This is a genomic window from Pseudochryseolinea flava (genome assembly GCF_003286915.1).
In the GTDB taxonomy this organism is placed as follows: Bacteria; Bacteroidota; Bacteroidia; order Cytophagales; family Cyclobacteriaceae; genus Ohtaekwangia; species Ohtaekwangia flava.
The window spans coordinates 33,507-46,622 of record NZ_QMFY01000018.1 but is presented as its reverse complement, the minus strand read 5'-3'; the positions used below and the strand labels follow the sequence as shown (position 1 = coordinate 46,622).

Genomic DNA, 13,116 nt, shown 5'->3' with positions numbered 1-13,116 from the left:
ATTATTTGTAGCTTCTTTGAGTCCGTTTAATAAATTCATAATTGAGCTCTTCCTTATGAAGAACTTCAGGCTGATTTTCACCCTTGAATTCCCATGCAGCCACATAAGAGAAATCATCGTCGTTGCGCAGCGCTTCGCCGTCTGGCGTTTGTGATTCTTCACGGAAGTGACCGCCGCAAGATTCTGTACGGTTCAAAGCATCATCTACCATCAATTCACCAAGCTCGATGAAATCAGCAACACGCATCGCCTTCTCAAGTTCTTGATTCAATTCATTATTGCTTCCCAGCACAGCAACGTTCGACCAGAATTCTTTCTTAAGTTGTTGGATCTTGCCTTTCGCTTCACGAAGTCCGGCATCTGTACGCGACATACCGCAGTAGTTCCACATGATCAAGCCAAGCTCGCGGTGAAGTTCATCAACCGTGCGCTTACCCTTAATATTCAGAATGGTATTGATCGTGTTATTCACTTTATCCATCGCCTCTTTAAATTCAGGGCGATCAGTCGATACTTTCTCTTGCGAGATTCCCGCAAGGTAATCCCCGATTGTATAAGGAATCACGAAGTATCCGTCGGCCAAACCTTGCATCAAGGCACTCGCACCAAGACGGTTAGCGCCGTGATCAGAGAAGTTCGCTTCACCCAACGCATAAAGACCAGGAACAGTAGTCATGAGGTTATAATCGACCCAGAGGCCACCCATTGTATAGTGAACTGCAGGATAGATCATCATTGGACCTTCGTATGGATTATCGCCAGTGATCTGCGCATACATATCGAAGAGGTTTCCGTATTTAGCTTCTACGGCTTTCTTCCCATCGCGTTTAATCGCATCGGTGAAATCAAGGAACACCGCGAGACCTGTTTTACCAACTCCTCTCCCTTCATCACACATCATCTTGGCATTGCGTGAAGCAACGTCGCGTGGCACGAGGTTACCGAACGATGGATATTTTCTTTCGAGGAAGTAATCACGATCTGCTTCAGGAATATTTTTCGCTTCTTTCGCGGTAAGTCCTGGCTTGGCAACTTTTGGAACCCAGACGCGACCATCGTTACGAAGTGATTCTGACATCAACGTCAGCTTCGACTGATGATCTCCGGATACAGGGATACAAGTCGGGTGAATTTGTGTATAGCAAGGATTGCCGAACAATGCACCTTTCTTGTGCGCTCTCCACGATGCCGTTACGTTTGAGCCTTTCGCATTTGTAGACAAGAAGAATACGTTACCGTATCCACCCGTACAAAGCAGTACAGCGTGTCCGCTATGCGATTCGAGTTTACCGGTTACAAGGTCACGTGTGATGATACCTCTCGCTTTGCCATCGACGAGTACCACGTCGAGCATCTCTGTGCGGGTATACATCTTCACTTTACCATTGGCAATCTGACGGTTCAAAGCAGAATATGCACCGAGCAGAAGTTGTTGTCCGGTCTGACCGCGTGCGTAGAACGTTCTGGAAACCTGCGCACCACCGAAAGAGCGGTTCGCGAGAAGTCCGCCATATTCGCGGGCAAAAGGTACACCTTGCGCAACACACTGATCGATAATGTTCACGCTTACTTCAGCAAGACGGTGCACATTAGATTCGCGTGCGCGATAGTCACCACCTTTAATGGTATCGTAGAAAAGGCGATAAACGCTATCACCATCGTTCTGATAATTCTTTGCTGCGTTGATACCCCCTTGTGCTGCAATGCTGTGTGCACGACGAGGACTATCCTGGAAGCAGAATGCTTTTACATTGTAACCAAGTTCAGCTAAAGATGCTGCTGCTGAAGCACCCGCAAGACCAGTTCCGACAACAATAACATCGTACTTACGCTTATTGGCCGGGTTGACGAGTTTAAGATTGAACTTGTGTTTGGTCCATTTCTCTGCCAGCGGTCCTTCAGGAATTTTTGAATCTAGTTTCATATGAGATAATATGATTACGCGAATGCGAGGGATTTAACAATTATTTATCGAGATACATCCAAATTGGAATGAGTGCGAAAAGTGCAGGCACGATGATCGCGAAAGCTCTTCCAACGAATCTGATGAGGCCATTGTACTTCGAGTGATTCAAACCGAGTGTTTGAAATGCACTGATGAAGCCGTGCCATAAGTGGAAGGCCAAAGCAATCATGCTCACTACGTAGATCGCCACATACCATTCCATCGTGTAAGCTTTATCAACTACAGTATAAAGGTCTTTGTACACTTCGTTGTCGTACGTAACAGTACTGATACCACCCCAATGCATCTCAGCCCAAAATCCTTTCAAGTGGATTACCAAAAAGATGAGGATCAATGTACCGAGAATTCCCATGTTGCGTGACGTCCATGCTGATGAACCATTGGTGACAGCATAACCTTCAGGGCCGCGTGACTTGCGATTGTGAATCGTAAGCAACAATGCCCACACGATGTGAACGAGGATGATCGCATAGTTTACGTAGCTGACCGTCTTGATCAGGGGATTGGTGGTCATGAACCTTGCATAGATGTTGAAAGCCTGTCCCTGGTCGCTGTGCAACAACTGCAGATTCCCGATCAAGTGAACCACGAGAAACAGAATGAGAAAGAGCCCCGTAAGGGCCATGAGAACTTTTCTGCCTAAAGTACTCGACAGAAGTTTGGTGAACCAATTCATATATGGCGTTTGGAAAATTTTTGCGAAAAATACTCCCCAAAGCCTATTTCACCAAGGCTAAGTTTACTTTATAAAAATTCTAAATAACCCGAGCGCAATCGACTGTTGACTTACAGAAATTCGAAGAGGAGAATAATCAAAGCAATCGATCCGACTGCAATTAGCAGGAACCATTCTTTGCGTAAAAACTCTTTTAGGAACTTCATCACGGTTTTCATAAAACTCTTCGAATTCAATTTCGAACGCTAATCCCAATAATCAGGCCTAAAGAACTAAATATCTATCATTCAAATGATTACGAAAGTCGATAGCAAGCGACAGGACAGATTTAAGATTCTATTTTGGTAATATTTCCCAAAATGAAAAATTAATTATGCGATTTACGTCTGACGAAAGCTTTACCAAACCGCTGCTTCCCTTAATTTTACGGCTTCACAACCACTGAACTTACCGGATGTATTTAATTTTCGATACGGAAACCACAGGCGTTCCGCACAATAAGTCCGCACCCATTACTGACCTTGACAACTGGCCTCGATTAGTGCAGATTGCCTGGCAGCTTCATGATGCTGGCGGAAAACTTATCTCCCACCATAACTACATCGTAAAACCTGAAGGATTTGACATCCCCTACAAAGCGGAACAGATCCACGGAATATCAACGAAGCGTGCGTTAGAAGAAGGAAATGACTTGATGACCGTCCTTGGATACTTCATCCAAGATTTATCGAGAACATCACAGCTCGTCGGTCATAACATAGAGTTCGATATCAACATCATCGGCGCAGAATTCATCCGTAAATCGCTTGCGCCGGAACAATTCCTCAACCTTGCTAAAGTTGATACCGGTCTCGCTTCTACTGAGTTCTGCCAACTCACCGGTGGTATTGGTGGTCGATTAAAAATGCCGCGTTTGATCGAGCTTCACGAAAAACTTTTTAACAAAGGTTTTGGTGATGCACACGATGCCTCGTACGACGTTGCTGCAACGGCACGATGCTTCTTCGGATTGATCACACACAAAGTTGTTAAGCCTTTCGATGAAACACCGTTTGACCAAATCGTTTACGAAGAACCCAATCTTGATGCGGCGAACTTTGCAAAGAAAGAAAAGAAGAAAGATGCGGGCTACTCCCTAAGAGGAGAAAAGGCCGTGATGACCGACAAGCCTTTTGTTCATCTTCATGCGCACTCTCAATATTCCGTACTTCAAGCCACACCGGAAGTAAAAAGTTTAGTCAGCAAAGCCAAAGCACTCAACATGCCGGCCGTAGCGATGACAGACCTCGGTAACATGTACGGTGTTTTCAAGTTCGTTCGCGAGGCCAACAATCAGGAGATCAAAGCCATTGTCGGTTGTGAATTTTTTATTGCAGAAGAACGAAAGAAACTCAAATTCACGAAAGACAATCCTGATAAACGCTACCACCAGGTACTGATTGCCAAAAACAAAAATGGTTATCACAACTTGGCGAAGTTGAGTTCTTATGGATTTATTGAAGGTTTGTATGGCATTCATCCGCGTATCGACAAAGAACTTGTTACGCAGTTCAAGCAAGACTTGATTGCAACCACCGGAAATCTTTCCAGCGAAGTACCTCACCTCATATTGAACGTGGGCGAAAAACAAGCAGAGGAAGCATTCATGTGGTGGCATCAGCAATTCGGTGACGACTTCTACATCGAATTAAATCGTCACGGCATTCCGGAAGAAGATCACGTGAATGAGACACTCTTACGCTTTGCGAAGAAACACGGGGTAAAATATTTCGCTGCGAACGAGTGCTACTACATCGACAAAGAAGAAGCAAGTGCGCACGATGTTCTGCTCTGTATCAAAGAAGGTGAATTCAAATCCACGCCAATCGGATACGGACGCGGCCACCGCTATGGACTCTCGAATTCAGAATACTATTTCAAGTCGCAGGAAGAAATGAAATCGATCTTCAGCGATATGCCTGAAGCGATCGAAACCATCAGTGAGATCCTTGACAAGATAGAATCGTACACACTTGAGCGTAGTGTACTTCTTCCCAAGTTCGACATCCCACCTGACTTCCAAACAGAAGATGATTATTTGCGCTACCTCACGTATGAAGGTGCGAAAAAGAAATATGCGGAAATCACAGATCCAATTCGCGAACGCCTCGACTTCGAATTAGAGACAATCAAGAAAACAGGATATCCGGGTTACTTCCTTATCGTACAAGATTTCACCTCAAAAGCGCGCGAGATCGGTGTGTCGGTAGGACCAGGTCGTGGATCTGCTGCAGGATCTGCCGTGGCCTATTGCATCGGAATCACCAACGTGGATCCGATTAAGTACGACCTACTCTTCGAGCGTTTTCTAAATCCAGACCGTGTATCACTTCCCGATATTGACATTGACTTCGATGACGTGGGGCGCGATCGTGTATTAAAATATGTAATCGAGAAATACGGAAAGACGCAGGTTGCACAGATCATCACGTACGGTACGATGGCGGCGAAGTCGTCAATTAAAGATTGCGCACGTGTGATGGAACTTCCGCTGATGGATGCGAACATTCTCGCGAAGATGATCCCAGAGAAACCTGGTACATCACTCGACGACGCATTCTCCGAAGTGAAGGAACTCGCCGACATTAAAAAAGGCAGCGATCTCAAAGCACAAGTTCTTCAACAAGCTGTGATTCTTGAAGGCTCTGTGAGAAGTACGGGAACACACGCTTGTGGCGTGATCATTACACCAGAAGATCTTCGAAATCTTGTTCCTGTATCGACGGCGAAAGATTCGGAGATGTTGGTAACGCAATTCGACAACAGCGTTGTAGAAAGTGCCGGTATGCTCAAGATGGACTTCTTGGGATTGACTACGCTTTCAATCATCAATACCGCGAGGAATAACATTAAGAAAAGCTTCGGCATTGATATCGTTGTCGACGACATTCCACTGGATGACGTAAAGACCTACCAACTTTTCCAACGCGGCGAAACGGGAGGAACGTTCCAGTTTGAAAGTCCGGGGATGCAGAAATATCTGCGTCAATTAAAACCGGATAAGTTTGAAGATTTGATTGCGATGAACGCCTTGTATCGCCCGGGACCGATGGAATACATTCCGGCGTTCGTTAATCGTAAACATGGACGTGAGCCAATCAAATACGATCTCCCGCAAATGGAGGAATACCTCGCCGAGACGTACGGTATTACCGTGTACCAAGAGCAGGTAATGTTGTTGTCGCAGAGTCTTGCGGGCTTCAGTAAAGGTGATGCCGACGTACTGCGTAAGGCGATGGGTAAAAAGCAGAAAGCGGTCCTTGATAAGATGAAAGATAAATTCATCAAGGGTGCTGGAGAACGCGGACATGCGAAAGAAATTTGCGAGAAAGTTTGGACCGACTGGGAAGCATTTGCACAATACGCTTTCAATAAATCTCACTCGACGTGTTATTCACTTGTTGCGTATCACACAGCATACCTGAAAGCGAATTACCCTGCCCAATATATGGCAGCCGTACTAACACACTCGCAAAACAACCTAGAGAGCGTTACTTTCCACATCGAAGAGTGTCGAAGCCTTGGATTGAAAGTACTCGGTCCTCACGTAAACGAATCAGGTGTCTATTTTGAAGTAAACAAAAACGGTGAAATACGCTTTGGACTGGGCGCTATTAAAGGTGCTGGTGAAGCTGCTGTTGAAGCCATCATTCAAGAGCGAGAAGCAAAAGGTCCGTTTGAAGATATTTTTGATTTTGCAAAGCGACTTAGCAATCGTGCCGTCAACAAAAAGACGTTTGAATGTCTTGCGTTATCGGGTGCGTTCGACTGCTTTACCAATGTGCATCGTCGCCAATATGTATATGCAAAAGATGGCGACATCAGCTTGCTCGAAAAAGCAATCAAGTATGCAGCGAAAACAACACAAGAAGAACAAAGCAATCAAGCTAGTCTTTTCGGTGGAAGCAGCGGCACGGTAATGCCGAAACCAAAAATTGAAGTCGTTGAGCCTTTCAGTGAAATAGAAAAACTTAATCTTGAGAAAGAGGTTGTAGGTATTTATATTTCTGGTCACCCACTCGACAATTTCCGTTTTGAAATTGATAGTTTCTGTACAGCAACATGTTCGCAGCTTAATGAGCTTGAGCCATTGCTCGGTCGCGAATTGAAACTTGGTGGCATCGTATCGGCAGTCGAACACCGTACGACCAAGACCGGCAAGCCTTTCGGGAAATTCACACTCGAAGACTATAACGGCAATTGTACGTTCACGCTGTTCGGTGAAGATTATTTGAAATTTAAGAACTTCATGAACGTTGGGTGGTTTGTATTCATCGAAGGCGCGGTGATCAAAAATTCATGGGGGCAAATGAACATTGAGTATAAGATCAGAAATATTGATCTGCTGAACGAAATTGGGCTAAAACGAAGCAAAGGTGTTCAGATCAGACTCAATGCAGTGGATATCACGGCAGATTTGATCGGTAAAATTGAATTGGTTTGCCAAGAGTACAGCGGAAGTACACCGTTGTATTTGAAGCTCAGAGATGATAAAGAAAACATCAATTTAGAGCTTATGTCGCGTCGCTTCCGGGTGAATCCGGTTAACGAGATGGTATCGAAAATGAAGAAAACCGGCGAAGTTGAAGTAGAGGTAATGGTATAGAATTTTATATTGAAATCAGGCGGAGGTCCGAAGATGATTGGCTACGTAGCCGCCGCGAGGCCATAAATATTGGCGTTCATGTTAAAGAATCTCGGATGCGCCAGTTAATCGCAACGCGAGAAATAAAATTTGAACTATTACTACTACCTTTGGGTTTGTATAATTGAACACTAAGGCAAATAAAAATTTTGAATCTTTAATATTATGGGAAAAGCAATTGAACTCACAGACGCTAACTTTGATCAGATCATAAACTCTGATAAACCTGTACTCGTAGACTTTTGGGCTGAGTGGTGTGGACCTTGTAAGATGATTGGACCTGTAGTAGAGGAACTTGCAGGCGACTACGAAGGTAAAGCCGTTATCGGTAAACTGAATGTTGATGAGAACCCATCGGTTACAGCGCGTTTCGGTGTTCGCAGCATCCCTACTTTGCTCGTTTTCAAAGGTGGCCAAATCGTTGACAAACAAGTTGGCGCAGTACCTAAATCAGTACTTTCTCAGAAACTTGCTGCACAAGTAGCGTAAGTCCTTCTGATCTTAATACTAAAAAAAATGCCGGAGCAGTTCCGGCATTTTTTTAGTTATCAGTTATTCGTTATCAGTTAATAGGAATAGAAGCTGTTTTCTTCCACAGACACTTACTTCTTACTCCTTACTTCTTTACTTCTTCTTCCCCCCAACTATCCGTTCTAAATCCATTCACCGGTAATCCCTCTGTACTAAAGAGGTTCGGCAATGATCCGTTCTTAAACGCAAAACGTACAGCTACAGGATCTTTCACTTCTTTCGCGGAGACCACAACAGTCTTTCCTTCGATCTTTGCCTTCGCTGGATAGAATTTTTTATCAGCACCAGCAATCATAAATTCGTTAGGCTCTCCACCTTTTGAAACAAGGCCGGTGAGCACATAGTCAAATGAAATTCTCACTTTACCTTTCTCAACATTCATTTGCTTGAAGATAGGATTGCGATACGCAATGCCTTCCTTACCATAACGATCCCCCAGAGCAAGATTTGCCAAACGTTCTCCTACAGGCTTTTTATACTTCGGGTGAATGTCCTTCACGTCATCAACAACGTCTGTCACGACGACCATTCCTGTATTTGGGATTTCTAGCATCTTTGTTTGCTGTTCGCGTAGCAATGCACCGGAAGGAAATTCTCCATACCCTGCAAACGGTGCGATTTGTACATAGTAGAAAGGAAAATCGTAAAGGAATTCACGGCGCCAATCTTTGATCAGCTCTTCCATTAAAGGCTTATAGGCTGTCGATCCAACATTCGCTTCTCCTTGATACCATAATACACCGGCAACCCTGTACGGAATTAATGGACGAAGCATCCCGTTATAAACAACTTCAGGTTTCGTTGGACACCATGGTTTATCATCTGTGAGTTTTGCCGCAGCATCCCGTAGCGTTGGGTTGCCGTAAACAATCGATTTTGGTATCCAGGCTTCAGCAGGTGTTCCACCCCAAGCACAACTGATAATTCCTACAGGCACATTCAATTGACCGTTCAGTCGTTTTGCAAAAAAATATCCCACTGCACTGAAATAACGAACAGCTTCCTTATCGCACACTTTCCATTCACCTTCACCTCGCAATTGAGGAGCATCAGCTGCAAATCTTGACACTTGAAAAAGTCTAATGTTCGGGTCATTGACTTGTTCTGTAACTTCTTTCCCATCCGCAGACATGTGCATTCCCCATTCCATATTCGATTGTCCGGAGCACAACCAAACTTCACCAGACATCACATCTTTCAGCACACGTTCCTCCCATCCTGCTTTGATGGTGATGGTGTGAGGTCCACCAGCGGCGGGACTAAAGATAAAGGTTCTCCATTCGGTTGTGTTCAATGACTTTACACGATAAGTCGTCGTATCCCAACTTACTTTGATTACAACTTCTTGTGATGGATACGACCAACCCCAAATCGGCACAGGAGATTGTTGTTGAATCACCATGTGATCGGTGAAGAGCGACGCTAGCCGAAGCTGGGCATGGAGGGTGGTTGTGGCCACCAGCAATGTGATTAAGAGAACTGTTTTTCTCATCTATTGTGAATTTGTAGTCGTTAATCGTTAATCGTTAATCGTTATTCGTTATTCGTTATTCGTTATTCGTTAATCGTTAATTTAAGTCTTTAAACTTTCAACTTTCAACTTTGAACTTTAAACTTTTAACTCCTTAAGTCTTTCCACCATTTCTAAAACAGCCGGACACACCAATGTATTTTTATACGTGAGTTCCATAATTTGCACCATCTTTTTCCGATCCGTATGCGGATACTCGCGACATGCTTTCGGACGATCCTCGTACACCATACAATAGTTCTCAGCATCGAGGAACGGGCACGGTGATGACTTCAGCACATAGTCCTTGTCTTCGTCAATGCGCAGATATTTCTCAATAAAGTCGCCGGGTTTCATTCGCAGCGCTTTGGCGACACGTTCGATGTCTGTCGGGTAGAAAATCGGACTGGTGGTTTTGCAGCAGTTTGCGCAGGTGAGGCAATCAATTTCTTCGAAAACCTCTTCGTGCATAGCATGAAATTCGTCATCGACTTTACGTGGGTCTTTACGCTTTAATCCTAGCAGAAACTTCTTATTTTCAGCCGAGCGATTGTGTGCCTTTTCCCGAAATCGTTCCAGATCCATCCTGCAAAGTTATTCATCGCAGGTTGAGAAAAGAAACTTATTTTTGTTGATCATGAATACAGCTGTAATTCTCGCCGCCATTAAAAAACACGTCGCCCTCGACGAAGCTGAGGCAAATTTCCTCGCGGAGCAACTGATACCAAAGAAGCTCAAGCCCGGAGAACTCATCGAAGAAAGTGGTGAGATGACCAAGTTTATGATCTACGTAAACTCCGGCTGCCTCATGACCTACTATACCGATAAAGACGGAACTGACCACGTGATCCAGTTCGCGACTACAGGATGGTGGACTGGCGACTTACACAGCTTGCAGAAAAAGGTACCTTCCATCTACTCCACAAGAGCACTCGTTGAAAGCGAAATCTTATTACTCCCCAAAGTATCGTTAGAGCTCGTGCTAGAAAAATATTTAAAGTTCGAGCGCTACTTCCGAATCATCTTTCAAAATGCATTGGTGGTATCGCAGCAGCGCATCATCCATAGTTACGCTTCTACGGCTGAAGAACGTTATCTTCACTTTTCAGAAAAGTATTCTAATCTAGAGCAATATGTTCCGCTAAAATACATTGCCTCGTACTTGGGAATTACGCCAGAGTTCTTAAGCAAGATCAGAAGGAAACTAATGGAGAAGTAGAAAGCAGAAAACCTAAAGCGGAAAGCAGAAAGCTTAAAGCGGAAAGCTTAAATACAGATGAATCGCAAGAATTCTTTTTCGTCTTGAGGGATAGCTGTAACTGGCGACTGGAAACCGGCAACCGGTAACAGCTCACAGATTACTGAACCAGAACTTAACCTAGTTCAAGAACATTCCCCATACATCTTAATCCAGTTCAAGCGCCAGGGGGCAGTCTTGCCATAGCTTTGTATCATCAAACACGAACTAAATACAAAACATTATGGCAACTGCAATAGCAACAAAAACAAAATGGGCAATCGACACTACACACTCAGAAGCTCAGTTTAAAGTAAAACATTTAGTAATCTCTACAGTAACAGGCTACTTCAAGAAGTTCCAAGGCGATGTAACGGCCGAAGACGAAAAATTTGACGGCGCTGAGGTTAACGTTACCATCGAGACCAATAGCATCGACACGAACCAAGCAGATCGTGATGGTCACTTGAAGTCAGAAGACTTTTTTGCTGCCGAAAGATTTCCAAATATTACCTTCAACGGTGTGCTTGAAATTGATGGCGACTATAAACTTGTCGGCGAGTTGACGATCAGAGATGTTAAAAAACCTATCACGCTGGATGTTGATTTCGGCGGTGTAACAAAAGATCCTTGGGGAAATATCAAAGCTGGATTTGAGGTGAATGGTAAGATTAACCGCAAGGATTTCGGATTGAATTGGAGCGCACTCACAGAAGCGGGTGGAATGGTAGTAGGAGAAGAAGTGAAGCTCCACTTCAATATCGAGTTGACGAAAATCGTAGCGTAAGCTTTTGTAAATGGCTGCAGGCCACAAGCTGCTAGCTTCAAGTCTTTACATACAATTTTAGCGTAATCGGTTAGAGGGGTTCGATTCGCGAAGGCTGCTTCAGTTATTGAAGTAGCCTTTTCTTTTTTACTATACTTTCTGCCGAGATAACAACGGATCATCGCAGGGATTTCCTTGGGGAAACTTTCTGCATTCCTTGGTGAGACTTTGAGGCACCACCTCAAAGATCTAAACAGATGTTCTCCTCGATCCAAGCTTTCCGGTGTAAGCTTTCTGCTTTAAGCTTTCCGCTTTCTGCTTTAAACTCTACATTTACGTATGACCTCCACCCTATCCAATGGCATGCTTACGCAGAAGTCGCGTATTGCTTCGATTGATATCCTCCGCGGGATTGTCATGGTAATCATGGCCCTAGATCATACACGAGATTTTTTTCACATCTACGGCATCACCGATCAACCTACAAACCTCGAAACCACAACGCCAATTTTATTCTTCACCCGGTGGATCACCCATTATTGTGCACCGACGTTCGTACTCCTTTCTGGCGTCGCTATTCGTATTAGTACGGAAAGAAAAACAACAAAAGAACTTTCGCTATTCCTGCTAACGCGTGGGCTATGGCTCATTCTCCTTGAGGTTGTTGTGGTGCGTTTCGGATTGTTCTTCAACTTCTATTACGATTTCACGTTCTTCCAAGTGATATGGGTGATCGGTGCGTCGATGGTTGTTCTCGCAGGATTGGTATTTTTACCTGGACGTGTCGTTTTAGGAATCGGACTATTCCTCATCTTCTTTCATAACATCTTTGACTTCTTCCCTTTAAAGCCAGAAGATTCCGGATACGCGCTTTGGGTTATTTTAAGACAGCAAGGATTCCTTCCATTAGATCAAGAACATGCAATCATTGTTGCATACCCACTGCTTCCATGGCTTGGTATTATGGCGCTTGGCTATGGTATCGGCGAATGGTTCGCAAAATCTTTTAATGCCGCTAAACGCTTCGACCTGTTATTGTACTCTGGCGCTGGCGCGGTGCTCTTGTTCTTAATCTTAAGAGGTATTAATGTCTACGGCGACCCTGCCCCATGGAGTGTGCAGAAAGATTTTACCTTCACCATCCTCAGCTTCCTGAATGTAACTAAATATCCAGTTTCATTGCTGTATACATTAATGACGGTTGGCCCTGTTCTCATTATCCTTGCGCTTATGGAAATGCGACAAACACCAATTTCACAGTCGAATCCTTTCGTGATCTATGGGCGTGTGCCGATGTTTTATTACATCTTGCATTTTTATCTTATCCACTTCACGGCGCTCGTGACAATGATGATCATGCGAGACATGTCATTCGCTGATCTGAATTTTCATTTCAACAATGGGTTCGGCGGCGTGATTCCAGGCAGTGGATTCTCTTTGCCGTGGGTTTACCTGATTTGGATAACGATCGTAGCATCGTTGTATCCGCTTTGCAAATGGTACAATCGTTATAAGAGTACGCATTCGCATTGGTGGTTGAGCTATGTTTAAATGCAGGTGTTCGAGTGTTCAAGTTGAATGCTTCGCGAAACTTCGTCTAGCGCGTAACAGACAATACCGCCGAGTTGCTCGAAGATGCAAAGTTTCGCAAAGCAAAAACTCTTCGCGAAACTTTCTCTTCCTTGGCGCAACTTAGCGCAACCGTGAACAGCAAACTCGTAAAACTCGCAGCACGTAGCTCGTAAT

At 44.3% G+C, this 13,116-nt stretch carries 9 protein-coding genes; 5 read left to right on the top strand and 4 right to left on the bottom strand.

Annotated elements, in window-relative coordinates; genetic code table 11:
• Position 1: 1 nt before the first annotated feature.
• A complete protein-coding gene (locus tag DQQ10_RS23920) occupies positions 2–1,924 on the bottom strand; it encodes a fumarate reductase/succinate dehydrogenase flavoprotein subunit (protein WP_112749468.1) in 1,923 nt (640 codons plus the stop codon).
• A gap of 40 nt (positions 1,925–1,964) precedes the next feature.
• The gene (locus tag DQQ10_RS23915; protein WP_112749467.1) at positions 1,965–2,642 is read right to left on the bottom strand and encodes a succinate dehydrogenase cytochrome b subunit; all 678 of its coding nucleotides are present in this window, start codon (positions 2,640–2,642) and stop codon (positions 1,965–1,967) included.
• 454 nt (positions 2,643–3,096) lie between these two features.
• On the opposite strand from DQQ10_RS23915, the gene dnaE reads away from it, so the two are divergent.
• A complete protein-coding gene (gene dnaE, locus DQQ10_RS23910) occupies positions 3,097–7,287 on the top strand; it encodes a DNA polymerase III subunit alpha (protein ID WP_112749466.1) in 4,191 nt (1,396 codons plus the stop codon).
• A gap of 204 nt (positions 7,288–7,491) precedes the next feature.
• Positions 7,492–7,815 (top strand): thioredoxin, encoded by a 324-nt coding sequence (gene trxA / locus DQQ10_RS23905; protein WP_112749465.1) that lies wholly within the window; start codon positions 7,492–7,494, stop codon positions 7,813–7,815.
• A 127-nt stretch (positions 7,816–7,942) separates the two neighbouring features.
• On the opposite strand, the gene DQQ10_RS23900 is transcribed toward trxA, so the two are convergent.
• Positions 7,943–9,349, bottom strand: a complete 1,407-nt coding sequence (locus DQQ10_RS23900) for a sialate O-acetylesterase (protein ID WP_112749464.1) — start codon at positions 9,347–9,349, stop codon at positions 7,943–7,945.
• A gap of 117 nt (positions 9,350–9,466) precedes the next feature.
• Positions 9,467–9,952: a YkgJ family cysteine cluster protein gene (locus DQQ10_RS23895; RefSeq protein ID WP_112749463.1), complete on the bottom strand. Its 486-nt coding sequence runs from the start codon at positions 9,950–9,952 to the stop codon at positions 9,467–9,469.
• 52 nt (positions 9,953–10,004) lie between these two features.
• On the opposite strand from DQQ10_RS23895, the gene DQQ10_RS23890 reads away from it, so the two are divergent.
• From DQQ10_RS23890 to DQQ10_RS23880, 3 genes are all read left to right on the top strand, one after another.
• On the top strand, positions 10,005–10,586 hold the full coding sequence (locus DQQ10_RS23890) for a Crp/Fnr family transcriptional regulator (protein WP_112749462.1): 582 nt from the start codon (positions 10,005–10,007) through the stop codon (positions 10,584–10,586).
• Between the two features lie 262 nt (positions 10,587–10,848).
• Positions 10,849–11,391, top strand: coding sequence for a YceI family protein (locus DQQ10_RS23885; protein ID WP_185147045.1), 543 nt, complete (start codon positions 10,849–10,851; stop codon positions 11,389–11,391).
• A gap of 318 nt (positions 11,392–11,709) precedes the next feature.
• Positions 11,710–12,921: a DUF1624 domain-containing protein gene (locus DQQ10_RS23880; protein ID WP_112749461.1), complete on the top strand. Its 1,212-nt coding sequence runs from the start codon at positions 11,710–11,712 to the stop codon at positions 12,919–12,921.
• Positions 12,922–13,116 lie beyond the last annotated feature (195 nt).

Bases quoted from the DNA above. Each gene is read 5' to 3' on its own strand.
- DQQ10_RS23895 (WP_112749463.1), bottom strand. From the start codon at position 9,952: ATGGATCTGGAACGATTTCGGGAAAAGGCACACAATCGCTCGGCTGAA.
- DQQ10_RS23880 (WP_112749461.1), top strand. From the start codon at position 11,710: ATGACCTCCACCCTATCCAATGGCATGCTTACGCAGAAGTCGCGTATT.
- DQQ10_RS23885 (WP_185147045.1), top strand. From the start codon at position 10,849: ATGGCAACTGCAATAGCAACAAAAACAAAATGGGCAATCGACACTACA.
- DQQ10_RS23900 (WP_112749464.1), bottom strand. From the start codon at position 9,349: ATGAGAAAAACAGTTCTCTTAATCACATTGCTGGTGGCCACAACCACC.
- DQQ10_RS23920 (WP_112749468.1), bottom strand. From the start codon at position 1,924: ATGAAACTAGATTCAAAAATTCCTGAAGGACCGCTGGCAGAGAAATGG.
- DQQ10_RS23915 (WP_112749467.1), bottom strand. From the start codon at position 2,642: ATGAATTGGTTCACCAAACTTCTGTCGAGTACTTTAGGCAGAAAAGTT.
- DQQ10_RS23890 (WP_112749462.1), top strand. From the start codon at position 10,005: ATGAATACAGCTGTAATTCTCGCCGCCATTAAAAAACACGTCGCCCTC.
- trxA (WP_112749465.1), top strand. From the start codon at position 7,492: ATGGGAAAAGCAATTGAACTCACAGACGCTAACTTTGATCAGATCATA.
- dnaE (WP_112749466.1), top strand. From the start codon at position 3,097: ATGTATTTAATTTTCGATACGGAAACCACAGGCGTTCCGCACAATAAG.